This window comes from Streptomyces sp. YIM 130001 (assembly GCF_003574445.1).
Lineage (GTDB): Bacteria > Actinomycetota > Actinomycetes > Streptomycetales > Streptomycetaceae > Streptomyces.
In genome coordinates this window covers 111,959-136,714 of the sequence record NZ_KZ984565.1, presented here as the reverse complement: position 1 = coordinate 136,714, position 24,756 = coordinate 111,959, and the positions used below count along the sequence as shown (strand labels likewise).

The following is a 24,756-nucleotide window of genomic DNA, read 5'->3' as shown; positions in this document are numbered from 1 at the left end:
GGGGTGGGTTCCTGTCGTCGTCACTGGAAGAGGCCGATCGCGTCGTCGAGGGACCAGGTCTGCCAGGACATGCCGAGGAGTGCGACCAGGGAGATCAGGGCCATCATCGAGTTCTGCCCCTGCTCGGCCCAGTCGTGGATCATCAGGACGAGGTAGAGGAGGTTCAGGAGCAGGCCGCCGACCAGGGCGACCGGGGTCAGGAGGCCGAGTACCAGGCCGAGGCCCAGGGCGAGTTCGGCGTACACGACGAGGTACGCCATGGCTTTGGGGTGCGGTTCGACGACCGCCCGGAAGCCGCGGGTGACGAACGGCCACCGGTGCTTGCCGGCCACGTCGGCGGCCCAGGCGATGCCCGTACCGCGCTCGAACCAGGCCTTGCGGTCCTTGTGTCGCCAGCTCTCCAGCCACCAGAGGCCGAGGCCGATGCGCAGCACGGCCAGCCACTCCGCGCCGCTGAGCCAGATCGTCTGCATGCCCTGTCTCCTCGTGGAGGTCGGCGGTACGCGATATCTGACGGTACGTCAGACAACGGTCAGAGACAGTGGAGCGGATGAGGGCCGCGGAGCGCAAGGGTCTCGGCGCAGCCCTTCGTCCCGTACGCCCGTCACCGGCCCGGCACTGCCGCGCAGCGCCTCCGCCCGGCGCTTCCGCCCGGCACCTCCGCCCGGACAAGCGGAATCGCCGTGATCAATTCGCAATCGGTTTCACCGTTGACCCGGCCACATCAACGCCGCTGGTCAGTACGCTCCCGCACATGAACGACATACCGCAGCTCCACCAGGACCACCCCGTGCACATCATCGGGGGCGGCCCGGGCGGCCTGGCGGTGGCCGCCGCGCTGCGCGCCCACGGGGTGCGCGCTGTGGTCCTGGAGAAGTCCGGTTCCGTGGGCGCCTCCTGGCGCCGGCACTACGACCGCCTCCATCTGCACACCACCCGCCGCATGTCCGGCCTGCCGGGCCTGGCCATGCCGCGTTCCTTCGGCCGCTGGGCGTCCCGGGACGATGTGGTGCGGTACCTGGAGAAGTACGCGGAGTACCACGAACTGGAGATCGTCACAGGCGTCGAGGTCTCCCGGGTCGTTCGCGCGGCGGACGGCCAGGGCTGGATCCTGCACGCCACCGGAGGACGCGAACTCACCGCCTCCGAGGTCGTGGTGGCCACCGGCTTCAACCACACCCCGCGGATCCCCGACTGGCCCGGCCGCCACACGTACACCGGCGAACTGCTGCACGCGGGCGACTACCGCAACCCCGCCCCGTACGCCGGCCGTGACGTCCTCGTCGTGGGTGTCGGCAACACCGGGGCCGAGATCGCCGTCGATCTGGTGGAGGGCGGAGCCGCGCGTGTACGGCTCGCGGTGCGCACCGCCCCGCACATCGTGCGGCGTTCCACGGCCGGCTGGCCCGCACAGCTCACCGGCGTCCTGTGCCGGCGCCTCCCGGTGGGTCTCGTCGACCGGATCGCGCCGCGCGTCGCCCGGCTCAGCGTGCCCGACCTCTCCGAGCAGGGCCTGCCGCGGCCCGACACCGGCCTGTACACCCGGGTCAGGGAAGGTGCCATCCCGGTGCAGGACGTCGGCCTGATCGCGGCCGTGCAGTCCGGGAAGGTCGAACCGGTCGCCGCCGTCGAGGAGTTCGACGATGCGTCGGTCGTCCTCGCCGACGGGTCGCGCATCGAGCCGGACACGGTCATCGCCGCGACCGGCTACCACCGCGCCCTGGAAAACCTGATCGGCGATCTCGGAGTACTCGACGCCCGCGGCCGGCCCGTCACGCACGGCCCGCGCAGCCCGCACAAGGCGCCGGGCCTCTACTTCACGGGCTTCACCAATCCGATCAGCGGCATGCTCCGCGAGTTGGCGATCGACGCGGAGCGCATCGCCAAGCGCATCGCGCGGGGGGCCGCGTCGAAGGCCCGGAACTGAGGGCAGGCAGCGACCGGCTCGTGGGTCGGTTCGGCGTCGCGTTTCGCCGGCAGCGCCTGGATGTATTGATCACGAGAATTGCCGATGGCCGTGACCAATACATCCAGGCCGTCAAGAGCACCAGACGATCAAGGGCACCAAGGGCACGCTGCCTGCTTCAAACGCCCACCGCGGCCCGGCGCGTGAGACCTCAGGAGCCGCGAGGAGACCGCCGTGCAAGCAGTGGACAGGGGCTCGGCGACGACGGTCGTCGAGCCCCTGTCGGTCTCAGTGGAAGACCCGCTCCACGAACGCGTCGAGGTTGCCGCACAGGCGCTCGGTCTGCTGCTCGACCGTGAGGTACTCCTCCATGCGCCCGCCCGGTGCCGCCTTCTTCCTGCCCCGTACGTACAACGAGCAGTCCAGGTCTGCGCAGATGTAGAGGCCTACCGAGTTGCCCTTGCGGCCGGCCTGGCCTGCCTTGGGTGCGGTCATGAGGGCTACGCCGCTGCCGGGATGCGTGGTCAGGCACAGCGAGCACAGGCTGCGGCGCAGGAATCCTCGGCTGCTGGAAGCAGCGCGCAGGGACAGGCCGACGAGTTCATCGGCTCGTTCGACGACCAGATACTTGCGATCGGGCGCGGACAGATCGAACCAGCCCAGGAAGTCCAGGTCGTCCCAGTGGTCCAGGTCCGCCAGGTTCTTGGGCACGGGGAGGCGTTCGGCCTCGCCCTTCGAGCAGTTGACGAACGAGCTACGGATGTCGTGCTCGGTCAGGGGTTTCATGGCAGGTCCTTCGAGGGGTGAGGCGGACGGTGGCGGGTCACGAACCCGGCTCGTCAGGCCGGTGCGTCGTCTCCGGCGGGCTTCGGCGTCTTGGGCCGTACGGTGAGGCCCGCGACCAGGGCGGCGAGCAGCAGGACGCCCGCCGAGCACCAGTAGGCGACGGAGAAGCCGTGCACCATGCCTTCGTCGAGGGTCGCGCGGCCGTTGGCCGGATCGTCCGACTGGACGTAACGGCTGGTGGCGCCGGTGGCGATGGTGTTGAGCAGTACGGTGCCCAGCGAAGCGCCCATCTGCTGAACGGTGTTGAGGACGGCCGAGGCCACACCGGCGTCCTGCGCGGGCACGCGCGCGGTGGCGGTCGCGTAGACCGGCATGAAGGTCAGGCCCATGCCCAGACCGAGCAGCAGCAGGGCGGGCAGCACGTGCGGGGCGTAACTCGCATGCACGGTCAGGCGGCTGAGCAGCACCATGCCGACGGCGGCGAGGACCATGCCGGACGACATCAAGGCGCGCGGCCCCGTGCGTGGCAGCAGACGGGGCGCGACCTGGGCCGCGGCGATGGCGATACCGGCTGAGATCGGCACGAAGGCCAGACCTGTCCGCACCGGCGGATAGCCGAGGACGACCTGCAGGTAGTACGTCAGGAACAGGAAGACCCCGAACATGCCGATGGTGGCCAGGCCCATCGTCGCGAGCGCTCCGGCCCGGACACGGTCCTTGACGATGCGCAGCGGCAGCAGCGGGCTGGCGGCGCGGCTCTGCCACCACACGAAGGCGGCGAGCAGGATCACGCCGGCCACGAGCAGCGTGAGCACCGACGGGCTGGTCCAGCCGCGGGGTTCGGCCTCGCTGAAGCCGTACACGAGGGCGACGAGCCCGCCGCAGCCGAGCAGCAAGCCCGGCACGTCCAGGCGACCGCCCCGGCGGCCGGAGCGGTCGCGCAGGAAGACCGGTGCGCCGAGCAGGGCGGCCAGCGCGATGGGCACGTTGACGTACAGGGACCAGCGCCAGTTCAGGTACTCGGTCAGCAGACCGCCCACCATCAGCCCGACCGCGCTGCCGCCGCCGGCCAGCGCACCGTAGACCCCGAACGCCCTGGCCCGCTCCCTGGGTTCGGTGAACGTCGTCGTGAGCAGCGACAGCGCCGAGGGCGCCAGGACCGCCGCGAACGCACCTTGCAGAGCCCGCGCCGCGAACAGCATCCCGGGACCGACCGCCGCGCCGCCAAGCGCGGAGGCCGCGGCGAACCCGGCCAGGCCGATGACGAAGGTGCGCTTGCGGCCCACCAGATCGGCGATCCGGCCGCCGAGCAGCAGCAGCCCGCCGAAGGCCAGCGTGTAAGCGGTGATCACCCACTGCCGGCCGCCGTCCGACATGCCGAGAGCGTCCTGGGCGGAGGGCAGCGCGATGTTCACGATGGTGCCGTCGAGGATCACCATCAGCTGGGCGAGGGCGATGACGGCCAGCGCCCACCAGCGCTTCGGATCCGGTGCGGGTGCGGGTGCGGGTGCCGGAGTCGCGGCGGGGACCTCGCGGGTCGGGTCGGTGGCCGCGGAAGGGGCGATGCCGGTGGAAGGGGCGGACGGGAGGGATTCCCCTCCGGGACGTTGCTTGCTCATGGCGAACACACACGTTTCGTGTCGAAGTGCTGTCGAGACAGCCGGCCTGGGACGGTCGCGGGGGTGACGACGGGCCGGTGTACGCAGCACGGGGACACGGCATGGCGGTGGGGCAGCGGGAACCACGGAGAGCACCCGGGGCCTGCCTCACCAGCTACGTGTCACTCACGCCGGCGCTCTTGCCGGCCGTGCGGCGGAGAGCGCCGAGATCACGGTGACCAGCAGAAGAAGGGCCCGTCTTCGGGCGCGCGCCCCCGCGGCCCGCGCGGCGATGAAGCGAGCAGGCCAGGACATCTCGTGACGCGGCATCTCAGGAAGACGCCGAAGACAAGAAACAGACGGGGGAAGACTTACCGCGCGCCGCAGAGGAGGGAGGGCACACGGCCGGAAACAACTATGGCCACAACGCATTCGGCACGGTCCATGTCTCTCGCCTCCTTCCAGGCAGGGCACGCGGTGCGTGTCGGCGCCGAGCGCGCCGGGCGGGGCGGCAGGGAACCTGCCGCCCGAAATCCCGGACAGGTTATCCCATCGACGCCGCCGTGCGACCGGCTTTTCCGGCGGGCCGCACACACGACAGGGGGTTGACGTCCCGGACTGACGTCCCGGTTCGACCTCCCGGTTCGACCTCCCGCTTCGACGTCTGGCGCGAGCACGGGATCGGTGCCCGGGCGCGCGGCCGCGGGTCGCCGATTGCCAGCAGCCGGTCGCCGATCGCCGGCCACCGGCCACCGGCCACCGGCCACCTTCGATCACTGAATGCATCGGACGTATTCGTCCAGGTCGGCTCCGAGCTCCCGGCGCGGTATCTGTTCGGGTGCGGTGAGCGTGAGCCCGTACGCCTCCGAGCGAAGTGCGCGGCCGGGACGGAGCCCCGGCCGCGCACCGCTACTGCCACCACTACGCCGCAGCCGAGGCCCATGGGCAGGCGGTCACCGGCGACGGCCGTCGGCGCGCGTGGCACGACGACCTGCCGTGCGACGCACTACGCGCGTAGCAACCGCTCAGTCGGACGCATCCGATTTCGTCGACTGCTTGGCAGCGGCGAGCAGTTCACGCGCCTTGGCCTCGCTCTGGTCGTACCGCTCCGGGTACGCGGACCGCTGGACGCTCTGCGCGAGCTCACCGGCCGTGTAACCCGGGTTCTTCTGGTCGTTGGGTATGGCCTGCTCGAGGAACTTGGTCGTCGCGTAGACGGGGTCCATGATCTGCTCCGGCGTGCCCCAGCCCTGGCTCGGCCGCTGCTGGAAGACACCGAGCGAGTCCGAGTCGCCGCAGTTGAGGTTGTGCATGTGCGACTCGACCCAGCCCGCCTCGAACGCCGCGAGCATCACCTTGTCGGTGACCTGGTGGTCGAGGGCGACCTGGTGGACGGTGTTGATGATCGCGGGGTCGTGCTCGGGCGGTACTTCGCAGGCCGCGAGGAGCTCGGCGTTGGACTTGTGTCCGAGGCCCGACGCCGTGGCGGACGGCGACGGATCCGGCCCCTCCGCGACTCCGGCGTACGCGGGCACGGACAGGCTTCCGAGGACGAGCAGCCCGCCGGCGAGCCCGGCCACCCCTCGTCTGACGCCGCTGCGGGTCCTCGACTTCGTTCGCTCCATGGGTCTCTCCTTCTGCCAGGTGGGGTCAGGGCGCGGCGCGGAGCCGTGTCCCTGCTGGTGCACCGACGGCTGTGATCCGTGGGGGACATGAGCCATCGATTTCCGCCGGACCGTAGTGAGCTGTCAGGTCCACGTCAACAAACTGTGCAACACGAGCTGCTCGCACCCCCTCCCGCCGGCCGCGACCGGACCGGCTCACCCGTGACCACCCACCGAAGCGCGGCGCCACCCGCGAGGCGGCCCGCACCCACCGCCTCACCCCAGCCGATGCCGAGCGGCACCGCCCGGCACCGCTCGCCGCCACCCGGCGCGTGATTCGGCCAATTCCCGGCCTGTGCACACCGATGGTGCACGCCGGCGGGTTGCGGGGACACGTACTCCGGGTACCGATCAGTCGGGATCCACGCGCGCCTGCGTACGTCCGCACCGGCAGAGCTCGCGCCGTTCGCGGTCGCCGTTCGCGGTCGCCGTTCGCGGTCGCCGTTCGCGGAAGTCCGCACCCTTCGCGTTTCTTTGCCCGCAAGCCTGTTCCTGACGGAGCGTCAGTTCAGTAATCTGACTGTGTGTCAGCTTTGCAGGCCGTTACCTCAGGAGGCGGGCGTCAGCGATGCTTGGATCGACCCACGGCACCCTCACCACCGACCCCCGTCCGGCCCAGGTCGTGGCCTGCGGCGAGCGCTCCGCGCCCGCGGTGCACAGCACCGCGACCGCCCCGGGCACCGGCGCAGCACTGGACGTGAGCGGACGACCGCTGCACACCGACGTGCCCGACCTCGACCGCTTCTTCCGCCCCCAGTCCGTCGCCGTCATCGGCGCATCGGACGCCGAGGGCCGCCCCAACTCCGGCATCACCCGCCAGCTGATCGCCTGGGCCGAGCGCGTCGGAGCCCGGCTGCACCCCGTGCACCCGACCCGTCCCAGCGTCTACGGAATCCCCTGCTCCCCCTCCGTCTCCGACCTGCCCGAACAGGTCGACCTCGCCGTACTCCTGGTCGCCGACCCGCTGCCCGTGGTGGAGGAACTGGCCGAGGCCAAGGTGAAGTTCGCCGTGGCCTTCGCCTCCGGATTCGCCGAGACCGGCCAGGAGGGCGCGCTCGCCCAGACCAGGCTCGCCGCCGCCGTGGAACGCTCCGGCATCCGCCTGCTCGGCCCGAACACCAACCTCAACGCCTTCGAGAACTTCCGCGACGACCTCACCGGACCCGCCATCGCCCTGATCACCCAGTCCGGGCACCAGGGCCGGCCCGTCTTCACCCTCCAGGAACTCGGAATCCGCCTCTCCCACTGGGCGCCGACCGGCAACGAAGCCGACCTGGAGACCGCCGACTTCCTCTCCTACTTCGCGGACCGGCCCGAGGTCGGCGCGATCGCCTGTTACGTCGAAGGGCTCAAGGACGGCCGTTCCTTCCTGCTCGCCGCCGACCACGCGGCACGACGCGGCGTACCGGTGGTCGCGGTGAAGGTCGGCCGCACCGAGACCGGCGCCCGCACCGCCGCCTCACACACCGGCAAGCTCACCGGGGCCGACACCGTGGTGGACGCGGCCATGCGGCAGTTCGGCGTGATCCGGGTCGACGGTCTGGACGAACTCCAGGACACCGCCGCCCTGTTGGCCCGCGCGCGGACACCGCAGGCGGACGGTGTCGTGGTGTATTCGATCTCGGGCGGCACGGGCGCGCACTTCGCGGACCTCGCCACCGAAGCCGGCCTGCACCTGCCGACGCTCTCCGACGAACGGCAGCGCGCACTGCACGAGTGGATACCCGAGTACCTGAACGTCGCCAACCCCGTCGACAACGGCGGCCACCCCGTCGGCGACTGGCGCGGCCGCCGCATCATCGACTCCATCCTCGACGACCCCGAGGTGGGCGTCCTGATCTGCCCGATCACCGGCCCCTTCCCACCCATGAGCGACCGGCTCGCGCAGGACCTGGTGGACGCGGCGGAACGCACCGACAAGCTGGTGTGCGTCGTCTGGGGCTCGCCCGTCGGCACCGAGGACGCCTACCGCACGACGCTGCTCGGCTCGTCCCGGGTCGCCACCTTCCGCACCTTCGCCAACTGCATCGGGGCCGTACGGGCCTACCTCGACCACCACCGCTTCACCCGGGACTACGTCTCGCCCTTCACCGACGCACCCCGCACACCCTCGCCCTCCTTCCGCAAGGCGCAGTCGCTGATGCGGCCCGGCCGGCAGCTGAGCGAGCACGCGGCCAAGCAGCTCCTTCGCGCCTACGGGATCCGGGTGCCGCGCGAGCAGTTGGTGACCAGTGCAGCGGCCGCCGTGCGGGCGGCCGGTCTGGTCGGCTACCCGGTCGTCATGAAGGCCTCCGGCGCACACCTCGGCCACAAGACCGAACTCGGCCTGGTGAAGGTCGGGTTGACCTCCGCGAGCCAGGTCCGCGACGCCTACCGCGAACTCACCGACATCGCCCGCTACGAGGGTGTCGAGCTCGACGGCGTGCTGGTCTGCCAGATGGTCGAGAAGGGCGTCGAGATGGTCGTCGGCGTCACCCCCGACCCGCTCTTCGGGCCGACCGTCACCGTCGGCCTCGGCGGCGTACTCGTCGAGGTCCTGCGGGACGCGGCCGTACGGGTGCCGCCCTTCGGCGAGGACCAGGCCAGGGCGATGCTGCGCGAACTGCGCGGCCACGCCCTGCTCCAGGGCGTGCGGGGTGCGCCGCCCGCCGATGTGGACGCCCTGGTCGAGGTGGTCCTGCGCGTCCAGCGGATGGCCCTGGAGCTCGGCGACAACCTCGCCGAGCTCGACATCAACCCCCTCATGGTCCTGCCACGCGGCCAGGGCGCGGTGGCCCTGGACGCACTCGCCGTCTGCCACTGAGCCCTCCGCACCCGGGCACGCCACACCTCGGCCCTGCCACGCGCCCCTGAGCCGGGACCACCACCCGCCACCACCCCGTACGAGACGGAGCCACCCCGCCATGCCGCCCACGTCCACACCGCCCCCCGATCCCCCGTCCGACGCCCCCACATCCACATCCACGCCACCTGCCCCCGACGTCTCCTCATTGGTACTCCACAGCACTGACAACGGCGTCTCGTGGATCACCCTCAACCGCCCCGAAGCCATGAACGCCGTCACCCTCGACCAGCGCGAACGCATCATCGGCCTGCTCGCCGACGCCTCCGCCGACCCGGACGTACGGGCCGTCGTGATCACCGCGACGGGCAAGGGTTTCTGCGCGGGCGCGGACCTCAGGACCGGCTCGGCGGCACCGTCGGGTGCACGGGTCCCGGGCGACGTCGCGCGCACGATCAAGCGCGGCGCACAGCGGTTCGTCGCATCCGTGCAGGACTGCGAGAAGCCGGTGATCGCCGCCGTCAACGGCACGGCGGCGGGCATCGGCGCCCACCTGGCGTTCGCCTGCGACCTGGTGATCGCGGCGGAACAGGCCCGTTTCATCGAGGTGTTCGTACGCCGGGGCCTGGTGCCGGACGGCGGCGGCGCGTATCTGCTGCCGCGGCTGATCGGACCGCAGCGCGCCAAGGAGCTGATGTTCTTCGGCGACGCGGTGTCGGCCCCGGATGCGGAACGCCTCGGTCTGGTGAACAGGGTGGTAGCGGCCGCCGAGTTGGAGAAGACGGCCCGGGAGTGGGCGGAACGCCTGGCGCAGGGCCCCACGCGTGCGATCGCCCTGACCAAGGAGCTGGTCAACGCCTCGCTCGAGTCGGACCGCAGCACGGCCTTCGCAGCCGAGGCCGCCGCCCAGGAGATCAACATGACCACGGCGGACGCGAACGAGGGCGTGGCGAGCTTCGTGGAACGGCGGCCGCCGACGTACCGGGGACGGTGACGGTGACGGTGACGGGCCCGAGCGTCCCGACGGCGCCCTTCTCTTCCTATCTGACGGTTCGTCAGCTTCAATGGGAGGCGTGATGGGACACGCAGGGATGGCGGCCACCGCCGTCCGTTACCTCAGGTCGGTCGGCGCCCCGACGACGGCGGAGCCGGTGACGGCCCTGCCCCGCCCGCGCCTCAGAGCGGTCGGCGACGATGAGCGCCGCCCGGTCGACCCTCACGAATTCCGTTCCGTACTGGGCCACTTCGCGAGCGGCGTCACCGTGGTCACCGCCACCACCCCGGACGGCCCGGCGGGCTTCGCCTGCCAGTCGTTCAGCTCACTCTCGCTCGACCCGCCGCTGGTCGCCTTCATGGTGGCGCGTACGTCGACGACCTGGCCGCGCATCGCCTCCGCCGGGGCCTTCTGCGTGAACGTCCTCGGCGCCGAACAGGCCGATCTCTGCAAGGCGTTCGCGGTCAGCGGCGGCGACAAGTTCGCCGGCGTCGAGTACGACGCGGCGCCCGTTTCCGGGGCTCCGCGGCTGACCGGCACGCGCGCGTGGATCGACTGCACGGTCCACGCGGTACACACGGGCGGCGACCACCTGATCGTCGTCGGCCGCGCCGACGCCCTCGCCGCGACGGGGGACGGCGCCCCACTCCTCTTCCACCGGGGACGGTTCGGGACGTTCTCCTGACCCTGCGTCCCACGGTCCTGACACGAAGCGCCCTGCCGAGCCCGTCGCCCGCTGCCCGCACCCGTGGCCCGTAGCCCGTAGCCCGTAGCCCGTAGCAGCCCATGACCTAAGCGGTGCCGGGCGTCTTCCGGGTCGTCACGTTCATCCGGTTCCAGGCGTTGACGGTGAAGATGAGGGCGATCAGCTGGGCGAGGAGCTGCTCCCCGAACTGCTTCTCGGCCCCCGCGTAGACCTCGTCCGTGACGCCTTCGGGCAGCAGCGTGACGGCCTCGGTGAGAGCGAGGGCGGCTCGCTCCTCGGCCGTGTAGAGGCTGGACTCGTGCCAGGCACTGAGCTGATGGATCCGCTCTTCGCTCTCGCCCGCCCGGCGGGCGTCACCGGCGTGGTAACCGATGCAGTACGCGCACTTGTTGATCTGGGAGGCGCGGATCTGGACGAGTTCGACGAGGGACGGGTCGAGGCCCTGCCGCGCGGCGGCGTCCAGGGCAAGGACCGACTTGAAGACCTTCGGGGCGGTCTGGGAGAAGTTCATGCGCTCGGGCACCTGGATCGTTGTCATGACAGCGACTCTAGGATCCGAATCGACCCACAGTATGGTGCATTTCCATGGAGTCTTCATGGGTCAATTCACGCCGGCACGGCGCCGTCCCGTCGCCGTCCGACTCCGCTCCGGACGCGGACCCCGGCACAGGCAGCGACCTCCACCTGGACCTGACGGGCGAAGGAAACGTACGGGCCCGCCTCATGCGCGCCCTGCGAGAAGCCGTCCGGTCCGGCAGGCTGACGCCCGGCACCCGCCTCCCGCCGTACCGCACGCTCTCCGCCGACTTGGGCATCGCCCGCAACACGGTGGCCCACGCCTACGCCGAGTTGGTGGAGGAGGGTTGGCTCACCTCCCGACAGGGCTCCGGCACCCGGGTGGCGAACCGTGCCGTACCTCTGGAGCCCGACCCGACATCCGCACCGGCACGACGGACGCGCCGCCGAATCCTGCACGACCTGAAGCCCAGCTCCCCGGACGCGGCCGCCTTCCCGCGCACGGACTGGGGCGCGTCGGCCCGGCGCGCCCTGAACTCCGCCCCCAGTGAAGCCTTCGGAGTGGCGGACCCGCGCGGCCGCCCGGAACTGCGCCGGGCGCTGGCCGAGTATCTGGCCCGAGCGCGCGGAGTACGCACCGAGCCCGACCGGATCGTGATCTGCGCGGGCTTCGCCCACGGGCTGCGACTGCTCTGCGGGCTCCTGCACGGCACCCTGGCCGTCGAGGAGTACGGGCTCGCCCACCACCGCTCCCTCGTGGAGTCGGCCGGACTGGCGACGGTACCGCTGCCCGTCGACGGCCGGGGCGCCCTGGTGGGCGACCTGACATCCGCCGTGTCCGGCGTCCTGCTCACGCCCGCGCACCAGTACCCCACCGGCGGACCGCTGCACCGCGAGCGGCGTGCGGCCGTCGTCGACTGGGCCCGCTCGACCGGTGGCCTGGTGCTCGAGGACGACTACGACGGCGAGTTCCGCTACGACCGTGAACCGGTGGGCGCGGTCCAGGGCCTGGACCCCGACCGGGTGGTCTATTTCGGGTCCGTCAGCAAGAGCCTGTCCCCCGCGTTCCGGCTGGGCTGGATGGTGTTGCCCCGCCGCCTCGCCGACCGGGCCGTGGAGGCCAAGGGCGAACGCGAGACGTGGTCCGGGGTGATGGACCAGCTGACCCTCGCGGACTTCCTGACCGTCGGCGCCTACGACCGCCATGTGCGGCGGATGCGCCGGATCTATCGACGCCGGCGGGACCTGCTCACGGCGACGCTCGCCGAACGGGTTCCGCACATCCGGGTGACAGGGATCGCCGCCGGACTGCACGCCGTCCTCGAACTTCCCCCCGACACCGAGGAGTTCGCACTACGTGCGGCCCGCCGACAGGACCTCGCGCTCGACGGCCTTGGCCCCTACCGGCACCCCGACAGCACCACACCCCCGCGCGACGGCCTGGTCATCGGCTACGGCACACCACCCGAGCACGCCTTCACCAACGCCCTCGACGCGCTGTGCCTGGCCATGCCGGAGCCGCAATGACCCACCTCGCATGACTCCCCATCACATTCATTTGCTCCGAACGCAGTTGAGGAAATCGATCCGCACGTCGGGAGGCACGGCGAGGCGAGGCGAGAGCAGTCCGGGGTCTCGGAGTCGCGGACATGGCCCACCTCCGACCACCATCCAACTCCCGTACAGCCACACGAAGTCACTGGTCGTTCCGTACGTGAATCCGTACGCCGGCCCGCGTGCGAGTCCGCGATCCGGTGGGCGCGCCGACGCGCTCACGCCGCAGCCGGCGCCCTCCCCTTGCGGATCACCAGGGCCATCAGCGCCGCTGCCGCGCACAGGGCGCCCGAGGCGTACCAGACGACGTCGTACGTGCCGAAGACGTCACGGGCCACGCCACCGAGGAAGGCGACGAGGGCCGCGCCCACCTGGTGCGAGGCGAGGACCCAGCCGAAGACGATGGCACTGTCCTCGCCGTAGTGCGCGCGGCACAGGGCCATCGTGGGCGGCACGGTGGCGACCCAGTCCAGGCCGTAGAAGACGATGAAGAAGACCATCGGCGGGTTCACGCCCGGTGCGAGCAGCATCGGCAGGAAGAGCAGGGAGACGCCGCGCAGTGCGTAGTAGGTGGCGAGCAGGCGCCGGGCGTCGAAGCGGTCCGTGAACCAGCCGGAGGCGATCGTCCCGATCACGTCGAAGACGCCGATCACGGCGAGCAGCGAGGCGGCGGCCGTGACGGGCATGCCGTGGTCGTGGGCGGCCGGCACGAAATGGGTCTGGATCAGGCCGTTGGTCGACGCGCCGCAGATCGCGAACGTTCCGGCGAGCAGCCAGAAGGGACCCGTACGAGCGGCTGAGAAAAGCACTCGCAACGCGCGCGTGGCGGCCCCTCGCACAGGAGGCGGTTTCGGCACGTACTCGGTGGCCCCGTAGGGAGCGAGGCCGACGTCCGCCGGGTGGTCGCGCAGCAGCAGCCAGACGAAGGGCACCACGATGAGGGCGGACAGGGCGACGGTGACGGCGGCCGGGCGCCAGTCGTGCCGTTCGACGAGCCAGGACAGCAGCGGCAGGAAGACCAGCTGGCCGGAGGCGCTGGCGGCGGTGAGGATGCCGGTGACCAGGCCGCGGCGCTCGGTGAACCAGCGGTTGGTGACCGTCGCGGCGAACGCGAGGGCCAGCGATCCGGAGCCGAGCCCGACGAGCAGGCCCCAGTAGAGGATCAGCTGCCAGGCGGCCGTCATCCATACGGTCAGCAGCGAACCGACGGAGATCAGGGTGAGCGCGACGGCCACCACGCGCCGGATGCCGAAACGGTCCATCAGGGCCGCCGCGAAGGGTGCGGTGAGGCCGTAGAGCGCCAGGTTCACCGAGACGGCGAAGCCGATCGTGCCGCGTGACCAGTCGAACTCCTGGTGCAGCGGATCGATGAGCAGGCCGGGCAGCGACCGGAACGCGGCCGCCCCGATGATCGTCACGAACGCCACGGCGGCGACGAACCAGGCGCGGTGGATCCGGGGAGCGCGGCGACGCTGCGGTGCGCCGGGGTGCGGCGTGCCGGGCTGCTCCGTCGCCGGAACGGTGTCGTCGGGCCCCGAGGTTGTCTGAGTCACGGAAGGAAGCCTGCCGCCTGCGACCTTCCGGTACGAGTGGCCCGAGCGACATGGTTCGCTAGGATCGGGCCATGACGCATCGTGTGACCGTGCTCGCACTGGACGGCTGCCTCCCCTTCGAGCTGGGCATCCCGCAGCGCGTCTTCGGCCGCGCCAGATCCCCCGCCGGCGAGCCGCTGTACACGATCACCACCTGTTCGGTACGGCCCCCGGGTCCGGTCCGCACGGACGCCGATTTCTCGGTGCTGGTGGAGAACGGCCCCGAGGAGCTGGCCCGCGCCGACACGGTCGTGATCCCCGCCTCGTACGAACTGGGCCCGGTCTTCACGCAGGGGCGCCTGACCGACGCGCTCGAGTCCTCGCTCGCCCTCGTACGCCCCGGAACCCGGATGGTCTCCATCTGCACCGGCGGCTACGTCCTCGCCGCGGCGGGCCTCCTGGACGGCCGGCCCGCGACCACGCATTGGGCCTCGGCCGACCATTTCCAGCAGCTCTTCCCGGCCGTACGGGTCGACGCGGACGTGCTGTTCATCGACGACGGTGACGTCCTGACCTCGGCGGGCGTCGCCGCCGGCATCGACCTGTGCCTGCACATCGTGCGCCGCGACCACGGCTCGGGGATCGCCAACGACGTGGCCCGCCGTACCGTCGTCCCACCGCACCGGGACGGCGGGCAGGCCCAGTACATCGAACGCCCCGTACCCGAACCGGGGATCACCTCCACCGCCCGCGCCCGCGCATGGGCGCTCTCCCGCCTCCACGAGCCTCTCTCGCTGCGCGACCTCGCCGCGCGCCAGTCGATGTCGGTGCGCACCTTCACCCGCCGCTTCCGCGAGGAAGTCGGCCTCTCCCCCGGCGAATGGCTGACCCACCAGCGCGTCCAGCGCGCCCGGCACCTCCTGGAATCCACGGACCTCCCCATCGAAACCATCGCCCACGACGCCGGCTTCGCCACGGCCCAGTCCCTGCGCGCCCATGTCCACAAGGCACTGGGGGTCAGCCCCAGCACGTATCGACGGACGTTCCGCTGACGGTGGATCAAACGCGGTCGGCGGCCGGCGACCTGGCCGTCACGCTTCCAGTGCGCTCAGTTCCGCGGTGAACTGGGCCCCGGTGAGCAGGGCCAGGTTGGACAGCCACAGCCAGATGAGGAAGACGACGACGCCTGCCAGGGAGCCGTAGAGCCTGCTGTAGTCGCTCAGTGTCGAGGTGTACAGGGCGAAGCCCGCCGAGACCGCGAGCCACAGTGCGGCCGCCAGCACGCCGCCGGGGACGCTGCGCCGGCGCAGGCGTGCCGACGAAGGGCCGGTGTGGAAGACCATGACGACGAGCAGGGCCACGACTCCGGCCAGCAGGGGCCAGCGCAGCAGGCTCCACGTCCATGCCGCCATCGTGCCGAGGCCGAGGTAGTCGCCCAGGCTCTCGGCGAAGGGTCCGGTCATCAGCAGGACGAGTGCGGCGAAGACGAACAGGCCGAGCAGCGCCAGCGCGGTCAGCAGGATGCGGTGGGCCTTGTGCCACGGCGAGCGGCGGTCGGCTACCCGGTGCATGCGGTGCAGCGTCCGCCGGAACACGGCGAGATAGCTGGACGCCGACCAGAGCGCGCTGACCGTGCCGACGCTCAGCAGCAGCCAGGCCGCGGCCCCGTCCCGCATGGTCCGCGCCAGCGCGTCGTGGATCTGGCTGCCCGACTGGCCCGGCGCGTAGGCGGTGACATGGGCGATGAAACTCTCCGCCGTGTCCGGTCCGATCAGGCTGAACGCGGTGGCCGTGACCAGCAGGGCCGGCAGTACGGCAAGGATCGCGTAGTACGTGAGGGCGGCGGCCTGGTCGGACACGTCGTCGCGCCACATGGAACGCGGCGTACGGACCAGGGCGGTGCGCCAGCCGCGGGGCAGCGCACCGCCGGTCCGTACCGAGGCGAGGGCGGACCGCAGGCGCGGGGCCGCCGGGTGGCGTTCAGCGGACATGCGGCCTGCGGTGCGAGCGGGTGGCGAAGCGGACCCGGGTGCGGACGCGGTGCGGCGCGAGCGAGGCCTCCGTGGTGGAGGCGAGTGCGGTCAGGCCCGGCAGTACGGTCGCGGGTCCGGTGTCGGGCCGCAGTCGTACGCGCAGGATCACGTCGAGGCGTGCCCGCCGTACCCGTACGCGGGCACGGCAGTGGGAGACACCGTCGAGGTCCTCCGCGTGCTCGGTCATGGCGCTCTCCAGGGCTCTGGTACGCAAGTCCGCGCCGGGGGCGGCGAGTTCGATCCGGCGGCGGAAGCCGCTGCCGAGTTGCCGCGCGCACCAGACGGCGAGCAGGACGGTCGCGAGGACCGAGACCGTGACGACCACGGGGGTCCACCAGGTGCGGTCCCGTACCGCCGCCAGCTGTGCCGGGTCGACGAAGGTGCCGTACTCGCCGCCGGGGGTGCGTGCGCCCGGCAGGCCCGGCACCCAGGTCGTCCGGGCCAGGGCCAGCCAGCCGCCGGCCGTGAGGAGGACGAGGCCGGTCGCTCCGAGCGTGAGCCGGTTGAGGACGGTGCGGCCTCGTGTCATGGGTGACTCGCTCCTTCGGATCCCGGGGCTGCCGACTCCGTTGCGGCTGACTCGGCGCAGGGGGTTCGGTCCGGGGTATCGCTGTCCCTCCGCGGGTCCGGGGCTCCGCTGTCCGTCCGAGGCCCCGGGATGGGGTGCGGCGCGGCGCGGACCCGTACGCGAAGCCTCGGTGGGCGGCGCAGGCAGCAGCTGTCCAGGGCCGCGCGCGCCGCCCGGGTGATCTGCTGCCGGGCCGCGGCCGGTTCGCCGAAGTCCAGTCGGGCGCGGACGGCGACCCGGCGGCGGCCCACCCGTACACGCACGGGACCGACGCCCGACACATCCCCCACCGCATCTCTGACCAGCAGCGATACGGCGCTACGGTCCATGGCCGCACGGAACGCGGCGGACGGCGGGGAGGCCGACGGCGAAGGGTCCCTCGGCGGGCCGAGGGTGAGCAGGCTCCGGCAGCCGGGGGTGACGGCGAGGAGGATCATCGCGATGCCGAGGGCGACGAGCAGGGCGGCCCCGGCGACGGCCACCGGGTCGCCGGGCCCGTGCTGTGCCAGCCAGTCCAGGGTGTCCGTGCGCCAGGCCGCGGGCGGACGGTGGCCGACGTGCACACGCAGCAGGTCGTAAGCCGCCGCTCCGCACACCACGGCCGCCATCAGGGTGAGCAGCACCATGGGTCCGCTGCGCCGGGACCACCACCGCAGAGGCGTACGGGACGCGACCGCCGCCTCGTCCGCACGGGAAGCCTCGACGGCGGGCTCACCGGAGCGCACGCCCGGCAGCAGCGCGGTGACGCCGACGCGCGCCCTGCGGATGTCGAGGCCCGTCAACTCCCGTGTACGCCGCGTCACATGGGCCTGCAGTTCGCGCGCCGCCTCGTGGACGCCCGTCGGATACGGCAGGGCGACCTCGACGGCGACGTCGGCCCGCCGTCCGTGCACGCTCGCCGAGCCCTTCGCGGTCCCGGCCCGGACGCGGGAACCCGTCTCCGGGGCCGCCGGCTCCGTGGCCGCCCGCTCGGCGATCCGGCGCACCGCCCGGTCGGACACGACCGTGGTGCCCCGGTCGGCCGCCGTCGTCATCGACGACCACCGCGCGCGTAGGCGTCACGCAGGTCCTGCAACCGTCCGCCGCCGTCGAGCCAGTGGCCCGCCATACCTCCCAGGCCACCGAGCGCGGCCACCAGCAAGAACGCACCGAAGCCCCCGAAATACGCCGCGAAGGCCAGCGCCATACCTGCGATCATCCCGACGACGAATCCCCGGTTCACCACGACTGCGGTCCTCTCCTCGCCGGTGCCACTCGGGACACCGGCCCACGGTCCCCGACATCAGTACTCGGTCGGACGGTCACTCGACGCGGGTGTCACCGCCCTGCTCCTCGGCGTCGTCCTCGGGCAGGTGCACGTCGTTGATCGTGACGTTCACCTCGACCACCTCGAGGCCCGTGATCCGCTCCACCGCCGCGATGACGTTCTCCCGTACGTCGCGCGCCACGTCGGTGATCGCCACGCCGTACTCCACCACCAGGTCGAGATCGATGGCGGTCTGCCGCTCGCCGACCTCGACCTTCACGCCGCGTCCCACGTTCGGCCGGCCTCCGGGCACCCGGTCGCGCACCGCGCCGATGGTGCGGGAGAGGCCGCCGCCCATGTCGTACACGCCGGGGATCTCGCGGGCCGCCATGCCGGAGACCTTCACGACCACGACGTCGGCGATGGAGGTCTTGCCGCGGTTCGCGGCGGGCTGGTCGGCGCCGGTCGCACCCCCGGAGACCGCGGTCGTCTGTGCCGGCTGACCGGTCCGCTGCGGTGCGGAGGCTTCCTTGGCGGTCGGTGCCGTCTGCGTGCCGGTGCTCGTGCTCATCGCGCGTCCTTCTTTCCGTAGCCGGTCAGTTGCTCTCACTGCGATAGACCCGGTTCCGACGGCTCCGTTACGCCTGATCGCGAAGAACTTGTCCACGCCGGACGACGAAGGACCTCCCGCCGCGGGCCGCGAGGAGCCTGCCGTCGCTCGACGCGGCCGCGGCGGGATGCAGTAGCTTTCCGGTGCGGTACGCCCCGTCCCGCACCCGCTACGGCGCCGGGTCCCGCACCGACCGCATGCCCCGGACGATCTTCCGTACACGGCGGCGAAGCAGTGCGTCACAGACGCGCCGGGACCGTGTCCAAGCAGCAGGACAGGACGAGAGGAGCCGCGCAGTGGCGGGGGCCCGCAATCAGACCGCACCACCGGACGGCGGGGGCGAAGCCGACGACGCCCTGCTCGCGGTCCGGGCCGCGGAGGGTGACGAGGACGCCTTCGCGGCGCTGGTGCAACGCCATGCTCCGATGCTGCTCCGCCTCGCCACACGGCTGCTCGGCACCCGGACGGAGGCGGAGGACGCGGTGCAGGAGGCGTTCATCAGTGCCTGGCGGCGGCTGCCCGAGTTCCACGGCCGGGCGTCCTTCGCCACCTGGACGTACCGCATCGTCACCAACCGCTGCCTGAACATCCTGCGCGCCCGCAAGCCCGTGGCATCGCTCGAGACGGCCGCCGAGGTGGCCGCGCCCGAGCACACCGTGTCCCCGGCCCGTATCGCCGAGTCCCGTGACGCGGTGCGCGATCTGCGCGAAGCGCTCGGTCTCCTGTCGGCCGAGCAGCGGACGTGCTGGGTGTTGCGCGAACTGGACGGTCGTTCCTACGAATTCATCGCGGCCACGGTCGGGATCAGCCAGGAGGCTGTCCGGGCCCGGGTGTTCCGCGCACGACGCTGCCTGACACAAGCAATGGGGGCTTGGCGATGACGGCTCACACCGACCCGCCCGACCCGTACGGGGGCAGCGACGACGAGCGGCTGCCGTGCGGGCGGCTGCTCTCCGAGGTGTCCGAGGCCTGGGAGGACCGGACCGAGGACACCCATCTGGACACGTGCCCGTACTGCCGGCAGGCCGTCGAGGACCTCGAACGGCTGGGCTCAGCTGTCCGCTCGCTGCGGGAGGAGGGCGCGGACGAGGCGCCCTACGACAGTTCGACGATCGTCCGGCGCGTGATGGATGTCGTACGCCTCGAACTGCGCCCGGGCCGCCCGCTTCCGCTGGGTGAGCCGGACGAGGATCTGTGGATCATGGAGTCGGTCGCCGCCCGGTCCCTGCGGGCCGCCGCCGAGACCGTGCCCGGAGTGCGGGCCGGATCCTGCCGGCTGCGGCCGGTACCGGGGGACGGTGCGGACGGCGGCACGGTCGAACTCCGTCTCGAGATCCACGCCCCGTCGCAGGCCCGCCTTCCCGCACTGGCCGACGAGGTCAGGACCCGGGTCCGGGAGGCGATGGACGGCGCACTGGGCATGGAGGTCTCGGCGGTGGACATCCGCATCACGGACCTCGTCGACGAACCGGCCGACTCGGGTGACGCGGCCGACTTGGCCGAGGTGGTCGACTTGGCTGACGCGGTCGACTTGGCTGAGGTGGCTGACGTGGCCGGCCTTGCCGGCGCGGCCGGTACGGAACATGCGCAGGAGGGCGAGGACTGATGCCGCAGGAGACCGATCCCCGGGGCCTGTCCGAGGACATCGCCCGCGCCGTGGCCGACGTACCGGGCGTCGCCTTCCTCAAGCCGGACCTCGCCGGCCGGCTGCGGACGGCACTCGCCCGCCCGCCGGCGACGGCGCAGGGTGCCCCCGCGGGCGTACGTCTGACCCGGCCGGCCGACGACTTTGGTGCCTGGCACATCGAGATCCACCTCGTCGCCCGCGCCCGCACCCGCACCGTCGACGTGGCCCGCGCGACCCGCACAGCAGTCGCCGACCATCTGAGATCCGTCGCTCCGGCCCAGGCGGGGCAGGCACGGATCACGGTGACGGTGACGGGGTTGGTCTGAGCGGCGACAGCGCATCGCCCGGCCACGAACGAACGCCGCGTCCGGACTCGCCTTGCTCTGCGCACGAGCCCGCCCGGCCGTTCCGCCCCGGCCGTTCCGTCCGCCCACGCCTGCCCGCCCGACCGAGCCCCCCGACCGGCACGGTCAAAACGTCAAGACCCCCCGAGACAGCCGTCCGGCCCGCGCGTCGTCGACGGCCCGCCCGAAGTCCGACACCTCGTACGTCCGCGTGACGAGCTCGTCGAGCAACAACCGGCCCGACAGGTACAACGCCGCATACAGCCCCACATCCCGCTGCGGCCGAGCAGCCCCGTACCGGCACCCCAGAATGGACTTGTCCAGGAACAACCCCGCCGGCAGAAAACTCGCCTCCGCATCGGGCGCCGGCATCCCGAGCAACACCGCCTGCCCCCGCCGCCCCAGCAGATCGACGGCCTGCCGCACCAGCGCCGTACTGCCCACGCACTCGAAGACATGGTCGGCGCCGTCGGGGAGGACCGCCCGCACCGCGTCCGGGACACCCCCGCCCACCGCACTCGCATCGACGAAGTGCGTCGCGCCGAACTGCCGTGCCACCGCCTCCTTGTCAGGGTTCGCATCGACGGCGACGATCGTCAACGCCCCGGCGATCCGCGCCCCTTGGAGAACATTGAGCCCGATGCCGCCGGCGCCGATCACGACGACGGTGTCCCCGCGGTCGACCCGGGCCCGGTTGAGTACCGCCCCGACCCCGGTCAGCACCGCGCAGCCGATGAGCGCTGCGGAGGTCAGCGGGACCTCCGGCGGGATCTTGACCGCCTGTACGGCCTTGACGACCGTGCGCTCGGCGAACGCCGAGTTCGCCGCGAACTGGTACACCGGCTCGCCGCCCCGCGTGAAAGGCCGCCCCGGCCGCCCGATCGCCTTCCGGCACATCGTCGGGCGCCCCCGGTCGCACTGCGCGCAGGCACCGCAGTTGGCGAGCGTGGACAGCGCGACGTGGTCACCCGGCACGACATGCCCCACACCCTCACCGACGGCCTCGACCACCCCCGCGCCCTCGTGCCCGAGCACGACCGGCGCCGGGAACGGGATCGTCCCGTCCACCACGGACAGATCGCTGTGGCAGAGCCCGGCCGCGGCGATGGCGACAAGCACCTCACCGGGCCCCGGCTCACGTACCTCCAGGTCGTCGACGACCTGGACCTCTTTCCCGTCGAACACCACTCCGCGCATCGGACGCCTCCTCCGGCTCCTCCAACGGCTCCGCGCCCGGCTCCCGGGCGACGGCTCACGACCGGCCACCGCCGGCTCCGGACGCACCCGAAGCCGTTCACGCAATCCCCAACCGGCTTGTCGTGCCTAAGAGTTGGGCCGGGCCTTCGCAGCCGCCGCCTTCGCCATCGCCGCCACCTGTTCGAGCAGCGGCATCGGGTCCGTACCGACCGTGCCGGGCAGGAAGTCGGCGATCCGCTCCGGAGTCCAGGGCTCCTCCGCGTAACCCGCGCGCAGTTCGCGGGGCTGCGCCCAGACCGCGATCTTGGGCCCGGCGATCGTGTAGACCTGCCCGGTGATCCGCTCGGCGCGCGCCCGCTCGCTGAGCAGGTACGTGACGAGCGCCGCGACGTCCTCGGGTTCGCCGATCTCCTTGAGTTCCATGGGCACGTCGGCGGACATCCGGGTACGGGCCACGGGCGCGACGGCGTTCGCCGTCACTCCGTACTTGTGCAGGCCGAGTGCCGCGCTGCGGACCAGCGAGATGATGCCGCCCTTGGCGGCCGAGTAGTTGGCCTGGGCGACGCTGCCCTGATGGTTGCCGCTGGTGAAGCCGATCAGCGTGCCGGAGCCCTGCTTGCGCATGACGGCCGACGCGGCGCGGAAGACCGTGAACGTCCCCTTGAGGTGGGTGGCGACCACGGGGTCCCACTCGTCCTCCGACATGTTGAACAGCATCCGCTCGCGCAGGATCCCGGCGACGCAGACGACTCCGTCGATCCTGCCGTACCGGGCGAGCGCGGTGTCGACGATGCGCTGTCCGCCGGCCATCGTGGAGATGTCGTCGGCGACCGCGACAGCCTCACCACCCGCCGCCTCGATCTCCTTGACCACCGATGCGGCGATCTCGCTCGCGGGTTCGCCGCCGCCGACCGGCACCCCGTAGTCGTTCACGACGACCTTGGCGCCCTCGGCCGCCGCGGCGAGCGCGACGGCCCGCCCGATTCCGCGCCCGGCGCCTGTGACGGCGACTGCCTTGCCTGCCAAGAAGTTCCCCATGCCGGCCCCTTCCCGCGGTTTCTGACGGACCGTTAGATTCTATGGGGCACCGGTCGTACGAGCACAAGGCCGCGGAGCAAACCCGATCCCCGACTTGACCGAAGCGAGGAGCGCGCCATGGCCCTGCCCGCCGAGTTCCACGACATCGCCGAACGCGTGAACAACTGGGGCCGTTGGGGCACCGACGACGAGATCGGCACCCTGAACCTCATCACCGACGAGGTGGTCCGCGCCGCCGCCGCGACCGTCACGTCCGGCCGGCGCATCCCGCTCGCCCTCCCGCTGCGCCAGGACGGCATCCAGACCGGAGTCATCCCCGGCCGCATCAATCCCGTCCACGCGATGGTGCAGATCAACCAGGAGATCTTCGGCCCGGACACGGTGGCCTGCAGCGACGACATCGTCACGATGGGACTGCAGTCCGCCACCCACTGGGACGCCCTGCCCCACGCCTCACACTCGGGCCGGATCTACAACGGCCGCCCCGCCTCGTCCGTCAACGCACACCACGGCGCCGAGTTCAGCGGCATCGACAAGATCCCGCACCTGGTCTCGCGCGGCGTCCTCCTCGACGTGGCCCGCGCCAAGGGCGTCGAACGACTGCCGAGCAACCACGCCGTGACCCCCGAAGACCTCGACGAGGCGGCGGAGTTCGGCCGGCTGACGGTGCGCGCGGGCGACATCGTCCTCGTACGCACGGGCCAACTCCGAGTGAGCCTGGCCGGCGACCACCACGCCTACGGCTACCCGTCCCCCGGACTCTCGGTACGCACTCCGGAGTGGTTCCACGCCCGCGACGTCGCCGCCGTGGCGAACGACACCCTCACCTTCGAGATCTTCCCCCCGGAGATCGACAACCTCTGGCTCCCGGTCCACGCCCTCCACCTCGTCGAGATGGGCATGCTCCAGGGCCAGAACTTCAACCTCGAAACCCTGTCCACAGCCTGTGCACAAGAATCACGCCACACCTTCCTCCTCACCGCGATGCCCGAGCCCGTAGTGGGCGGCACAGGCACCCCGGTGGCCCCGGTCGCCATCCTCTGACGGAAGCCCGGGCGCAGGCCCTCGACGGATGCGAACTCGCTGCAGCAGTCGGCCGGTTCGCCCCCCGGGCCGGAAGAGCTCTGCCCGCAGTCGGCATCGATGCCGAGGTCCCCGGCCGGCGGATCCGACGAGAGCGGCCCGTACGAAACGGCTCCCGTGCGAAACAACCCTTGCGAAACGACCCCCGTGCGAACGGCCGGGCGGCGGCGCACCGATGGCGCCCCGAGCGCGGCATCCGGCGCCGCCACCCGCTCCGGCGTTCGTGTCCCGCTGGAGGGGACCGGTCGCCGGTGGCGTACCGCACTTGCCAAGTCGTCCAGCCGGCGCCCTCGGCATCCCCTCGCGGCGGTTCCGCTGACACAAGGGTGATCAATCGGACACCTCGCGTCAACACCCACTCCGGTGATGCGACGCTGCCGCGCCCGCCCGTTCAGGCGGGAAACGCGACCGCCTCGCCGGAAGGCACGGCCTCCACGCCCGCCACACAGTGGTCGAGCTCGCACCAGATCTGCTTGCCGCCGCTCTCCTGCTGCCAGCCCCAGCGGTCGGCGAGGCCCTCGACCAGTTCGAGACCGCGGCCGTTGGTCTCCTCGCCGTCCGCGTGCCGGGGCCGCGGCGGGCGGGCGCTGCTGTCGGTGACCTCGACGCGCACCGTCCCCGGACAGGCGCCGGAACACTCGGGGAGCCGGATGCTCAGGACCGCCGGACTGCCGGTGTGCACCACGGCGTTGGTGACGAGTTCCGAGATGATCAGGACCAGCGTCTCCGCCAGCGGCTCGTCGGCTGCCACGCCGCTCCCGGCGAGCCGGGACCTCGCCCATCGTCTGGCGCGCCCCACCTCCGCGGGGTCTGCCGCGACCTCGGTCTGAACTTGAAGCACCTGCACCGCTCACACCATCCGAACCGGCGGACACATCGCCTCGTGTCTCCTCGGAGTCACGCATCGTGACTCCCCTGTGAGACAGCATGGTTGACGTACAGTCACCCCAACAAGCGCTTCGGGCATATTCC

General features: G+C 71.8%; 24 protein-coding genes. 10 read left to right on the top strand and 14 right to left on the bottom strand.

Annotation, left to right across the window (positions count from 1 at the left end):
* Positions 1 to 20: 20 nt before the first annotated feature.
* Positions 21 to 473, bottom strand: a complete 453-nt coding sequence (locus tag DSC45_RS28350; protein WP_119294821.1) for a DoxX family membrane protein — start codon at positions 471 to 473, stop codon at positions 21 to 23.
* Positions 474 to 754: 281 nt separating this feature from the next.
* Here DSC45_RS28350 and DSC45_RS28345 point away from each other — a divergent pair, with 281 nt between their 5' ends.
* Positions 755 to 1,927: a flavin-containing monooxygenase gene (locus DSC45_RS28345; protein WP_119294820.1), complete on the top strand. Its 1,173-nt coding sequence runs from the start codon at positions 755 to 757 to the stop codon at positions 1,925 to 1,927.
* Positions 1,928 to 2,194: 267 nt separating this feature from the next.
* Here the strand turns inward: DSC45_RS28345 and DSC45_RS28340 are convergent, their stop codons facing one another.
* From DSC45_RS28340 to DSC45_RS28330, 3 genes are all read right to left on the bottom strand, one after another.
* Positions 2,195 to 2,692, bottom strand: coding sequence for an FBP domain-containing protein (locus DSC45_RS28340; RefSeq protein WP_119294819.1), 498 nt, complete (start codon positions 2,690 to 2,692; stop codon positions 2,195 to 2,197).
* A gap of 53 nt (positions 2,693 to 2,745) precedes the next feature.
* Positions 2,746 to 4,311, bottom strand: coding sequence for an MFS transporter (locus DSC45_RS28335; protein ID WP_205571454.1), 1,566 nt, complete (start codon positions 4,309 to 4,311; stop codon positions 2,746 to 2,748).
* Positions 4,312 to 5,315: 1,004 nt separating this feature from the next.
* Positions 5,316 to 5,915: a hypothetical protein gene (locus DSC45_RS28330; protein WP_162929369.1), complete on the bottom strand. Its 600-nt coding sequence runs from the start codon at positions 5,913 to 5,915 to the stop codon at positions 5,316 to 5,318.
* A gap of 607 nt (positions 5,916 to 6,522) precedes the next feature.
* On the opposite strand from DSC45_RS28330, the gene DSC45_RS28325 reads away from it, so the two are divergent.
* The 3 genes from DSC45_RS28325 to DSC45_RS28315 all read left to right on the top strand — a co-directional run bounded on the left by DSC45_RS28325 (position 6,523) and on the right by DSC45_RS28315 (position 10,415).
* A complete protein-coding gene (locus tag DSC45_RS28325; protein WP_119294817.1) occupies positions 6,523 to 8,757 on the top strand; it encodes an acetate--CoA ligase family protein in 2,235 nt (744 codons plus the stop codon).
* A gap of 100 nt (positions 8,758 to 8,857) precedes the next feature.
* Entirely contained in the window at positions 8,858 to 9,730 is an 873-nt protein-coding gene (locus DSC45_RS28320; protein ID WP_119294816.1) for an enoyl-CoA hydratase/isomerase family protein, read from the top strand.
* 82 nt (positions 9,731 to 9,812) lie between these two features.
* A complete protein-coding gene (locus DSC45_RS28315; RefSeq protein ID WP_240434888.1) occupies positions 9,813 to 10,415 on the top strand; it encodes a flavin reductase family protein in 603 nt (200 codons plus the stop codon).
* A 106-nt stretch (positions 10,416 to 10,521) separates the two neighbouring features.
* On the opposite strand, the gene DSC45_RS28310 is transcribed toward DSC45_RS28315, so the two are convergent.
* Positions 10,522 to 10,974 (bottom strand): carboxymuconolactone decarboxylase family protein, encoded by a 453-nt coding sequence (locus tag DSC45_RS28310; protein WP_240434887.1) that lies wholly within the window; start codon positions 10,972 to 10,974, stop codon positions 10,522 to 10,524.
* Between the two features lie 47 nt (positions 10,975 to 11,021).
* Between DSC45_RS28310 and DSC45_RS28305 the strand changes: the two genes are divergently transcribed.
* Entirely contained in the window at positions 11,022 to 12,479 is a 1,458-nt protein-coding gene (locus tag DSC45_RS28305; RefSeq protein WP_346426684.1) for a MocR-like pyridoxine biosynthesis transcription factor PdxR, read from the top strand.
* Positions 12,480 to 12,724: 245 nt separating this feature from the next.
* Here DSC45_RS28305 and DSC45_RS28300 read toward each other — a convergent pair whose 3' ends face one another.
* Complete coding sequence (locus tag DSC45_RS28300) at positions 12,725 to 13,960, bottom strand: MFS transporter (protein ID WP_119294880.1); 1,236 nt, start codon at positions 13,958 to 13,960, stop codon at positions 12,725 to 12,727.
* A gap of 170 nt (positions 13,961 to 14,130) precedes the next feature.
* On the opposite strand from DSC45_RS28300, the gene DSC45_RS28295 reads away from it, so the two are divergent.
* Positions 14,131 to 15,090 (top strand): GlxA family transcriptional regulator, encoded by a 960-nt coding sequence (locus DSC45_RS28295; protein ID WP_119294813.1) that lies wholly within the window; start codon positions 14,131 to 14,133, stop codon positions 15,088 to 15,090.
* Positions 15,091 to 15,129: 39 nt separating this feature from the next.
* Here the strand turns inward: DSC45_RS28295 and DSC45_RS28290 are convergent, their stop codons facing one another.
* From DSC45_RS28290 to DSC45_RS28270, 5 genes are all read right to left on the bottom strand, one after another.
* Positions 15,130 to 15,912: a YihY/virulence factor BrkB family protein gene (locus DSC45_RS28290; protein WP_240434895.1), complete on the bottom strand. Its 783-nt coding sequence runs from the start codon at positions 15,910 to 15,912 to the stop codon at positions 15,130 to 15,132.
* A 106-nt stretch (positions 15,913 to 16,018) separates the two neighbouring features.
* Positions 16,019 to 16,600, bottom strand: coding sequence for a hypothetical protein (locus DSC45_RS28285; protein WP_119294811.1), 582 nt, complete (start codon positions 16,598 to 16,600; stop codon positions 16,019 to 16,021).
* The gene (locus tag DSC45_RS28280; protein WP_205571453.1) at positions 16,597 to 17,673 is read right to left on the bottom strand and encodes a DUF6286 domain-containing protein; all 1,077 of its coding nucleotides are present in this window, start codon (positions 17,671 to 17,673) and stop codon (positions 16,597 to 16,599) included. The genes DSC45_RS28285 and DSC45_RS28280 overlap by 4 nt, the downstream gene beginning before the upstream one ends.
* Entirely contained in the window at positions 17,670 to 17,864 is a 195-nt protein-coding gene (locus DSC45_RS28275; protein ID WP_119294810.1) for a hypothetical protein, read from the bottom strand. The genes DSC45_RS28280 and DSC45_RS28275 overlap by 4 nt, the downstream gene beginning before the upstream one ends.
* A 76-nt stretch (positions 17,865 to 17,940) precedes the next feature.
* A complete protein-coding gene (locus DSC45_RS28270) occupies positions 17,941 to 18,456 on the bottom strand; it encodes an Asp23/Gls24 family envelope stress response protein (protein ID WP_119294809.1) in 516 nt (171 codons plus the stop codon).
* A 335-nt stretch (positions 18,457 to 18,791) separates the two neighbouring features.
* Between DSC45_RS28270 and DSC45_RS28265 the strand changes: the two genes are divergently transcribed.
* Genes DSC45_RS28265 through DSC45_RS28255 form a run of 3 tightly spaced genes read left to right on the top strand, consistent with a single transcriptional unit; the run spans position 18,792 to position 20,448 of the window.
* The gene (locus DSC45_RS28265) at positions 18,792 to 19,376 is read left to right on the top strand and encodes an RNA polymerase sigma factor (RefSeq protein WP_240434886.1); all 585 of its coding nucleotides are present in this window, start codon (positions 18,792 to 18,794) and stop codon (positions 19,374 to 19,376) included.
* Positions 19,373 to 20,101 (top strand): Asp23/Gls24 family envelope stress response protein, encoded by a 729-nt coding sequence (locus tag DSC45_RS28260; RefSeq protein ID WP_240434885.1) that lies wholly within the window; start codon positions 19,373 to 19,375, stop codon positions 20,099 to 20,101. Before DSC45_RS28265 ends, DSC45_RS28260 begins: the two co-directional genes overlap by 4 nt.
* The gene (locus tag DSC45_RS28255; RefSeq protein ID WP_119294808.1) at positions 20,101 to 20,448 is read left to right on the top strand and encodes a hypothetical protein; all 348 of its coding nucleotides are present in this window, start codon (positions 20,101 to 20,103) and stop codon (positions 20,446 to 20,448) included. The genes DSC45_RS28260 and DSC45_RS28255 overlap by 1 nt, the downstream gene beginning before the upstream one ends.
* A gap of 144 nt (positions 20,449 to 20,592) precedes the next feature.
* Here the strand turns inward: DSC45_RS28255 and DSC45_RS28250 are convergent, their stop codons facing one another.
* Positions 20,593 to 21,663, bottom strand: coding sequence for a Zn-dependent alcohol dehydrogenase (locus DSC45_RS28250; RefSeq protein WP_119294807.1), 1,071 nt, complete (start codon positions 21,661 to 21,663; stop codon positions 20,593 to 20,595).
* A 126-nt stretch (positions 21,664 to 21,789) separates the two neighbouring features.
* Positions 21,790 to 22,701, bottom strand: coding sequence for an SDR family NAD(P)-dependent oxidoreductase (locus tag DSC45_RS28245; RefSeq protein WP_119294806.1), 912 nt, complete (start codon positions 22,699 to 22,701; stop codon positions 21,790 to 21,792).
* A gap of 117 nt (positions 22,702 to 22,818) precedes the next feature.
* Between DSC45_RS28245 and DSC45_RS28240 the strand changes: the two genes are divergently transcribed.
* Complete coding sequence (locus DSC45_RS28240) at positions 22,819 to 23,745, top strand: cyclase family protein (RefSeq protein WP_119294805.1); 927 nt, start codon at positions 22,819 to 22,821, stop codon at positions 23,743 to 23,745.
* Positions 23,746 to 24,175: 430 nt separating this feature from the next.
* Here the strand turns inward: DSC45_RS28240 and DSC45_RS28235 are convergent, their stop codons facing one another.
* Positions 24,176 to 24,631, bottom strand: coding sequence for an ATP-binding protein (locus DSC45_RS28235; protein WP_119294804.1), 456 nt, complete (start codon positions 24,629 to 24,631; stop codon positions 24,176 to 24,178).
* Positions 24,632 to 24,756: the final 125 nt, after the last annotated feature.

What these genes read in the sequence shown, in the direction of transcription:
- DSC45_RS28350 (WP_119294821.1), bottom strand. Translation starts at nt 473, where the DNA reads ATGCAGACGATCTGGCTCAGCGGCGCGGAGTGGCTGGCCGTGCTGCGC.
- DSC45_RS28345 (WP_119294820.1), top strand. Translation starts at nt 755, where the DNA reads ATGAACGACATACCGCAGCTCCACCAGGACCACCCCGTGCACATCATC.
- DSC45_RS28340 (WP_119294819.1), bottom strand. Translation starts at nt 2,692, where the DNA reads ATGAAACCCCTGACCGAGCACGACATCCGTAGCTCGTTCGTCAACTGC.
- DSC45_RS28335 (WP_205571454.1), bottom strand. Translation starts at nt 4,311, where the DNA reads ATGAGCAAGCAACGTCCCGGAGGGGAATCCCTCCCGTCCGCCCCTTCC.
- DSC45_RS28330 (WP_162929369.1), bottom strand. Translation starts at nt 5,915, where the DNA reads ATGGAGCGAACGAAGTCGAGGACCCGCAGCGGCGTCAGACGAGGGGTG.
- DSC45_RS28325 (WP_119294817.1), top strand. Translation starts at nt 6,523, where the DNA reads ATGCTTGGATCGACCCACGGCACCCTCACCACCGACCCCCGTCCGGCC.
- DSC45_RS28320 (WP_119294816.1), top strand. Translation starts at nt 8,858, where the DNA reads ATGCCGCCCACGTCCACACCGCCCCCCGATCCCCCGTCCGACGCCCCC.
- DSC45_RS28315 (WP_240434888.1), top strand. Translation starts at nt 9,813, where the DNA reads ATGGGACACGCAGGGATGGCGGCCACCGCCGTCCGTTACCTCAGGTCG.
- DSC45_RS28310 (WP_240434887.1), bottom strand. Translation starts at nt 10,974, where the DNA reads ATGACAACGATCCAGGTGCCCGAGCGCATGAACTTCTCCCAGACCGCC.
- DSC45_RS28305 (WP_346426684.1), top strand. Translation starts at nt 11,022, where the DNA reads ATGGAGTCTTCATGGGTCAATTCACGCCGGCACGGCGCCGTCCCGTCG.
- DSC45_RS28295 (WP_119294813.1), top strand. Translation starts at nt 14,131, where the DNA reads ATGACGCATCGTGTGACCGTGCTCGCACTGGACGGCTGCCTCCCCTTC.
- DSC45_RS28290 (WP_240434895.1), bottom strand. Translation starts at nt 15,912, where the DNA reads ATGTGGCGCGACGACGTGTCCGACCAGGCCGCCGCCCTCACGTACTAC.
- DSC45_RS28285 (WP_119294811.1), bottom strand. Translation starts at nt 16,600, where the DNA reads ATGACACGAGGCCGCACCGTCCTCAACCGGCTCACGCTCGGAGCGACC.
- DSC45_RS28280 (WP_205571453.1), bottom strand. Translation starts at nt 17,673, where the DNA reads ATGACGACGGCGGCCGACCGGGGCACCACGGTCGTGTCCGACCGGGCG.
- DSC45_RS28270 (WP_119294809.1), bottom strand. Translation starts at nt 18,456, where the DNA reads ATGAGCACGAGCACCGGCACGCAGACGGCACCGACCGCCAAGGAAGCC.
- DSC45_RS28260 (WP_240434885.1), top strand. Translation starts at nt 19,373, where the DNA reads ATGACGGCTCACACCGACCCGCCCGACCCGTACGGGGGCAGCGACGAC.
- DSC45_RS28255 (WP_119294808.1), top strand. Translation starts at nt 20,101, where the DNA reads ATGCCGCAGGAGACCGATCCCCGGGGCCTGTCCGAGGACATCGCCCGC.
- DSC45_RS28250 (WP_119294807.1), bottom strand. Translation starts at nt 21,663, where the DNA reads ATGCGCGGAGTGGTGTTCGACGGGAAAGAGGTCCAGGTCGTCGACGAC.
- DSC45_RS28245 (WP_119294806.1), bottom strand. Translation starts at nt 22,701, where the DNA reads ATGGGGAACTTCTTGGCAGGCAAGGCAGTCGCCGTCACAGGCGCCGGG.
- DSC45_RS28240 (WP_119294805.1), top strand. Translation starts at nt 22,819, where the DNA reads ATGGCCCTGCCCGCCGAGTTCCACGACATCGCCGAACGCGTGAACAAC.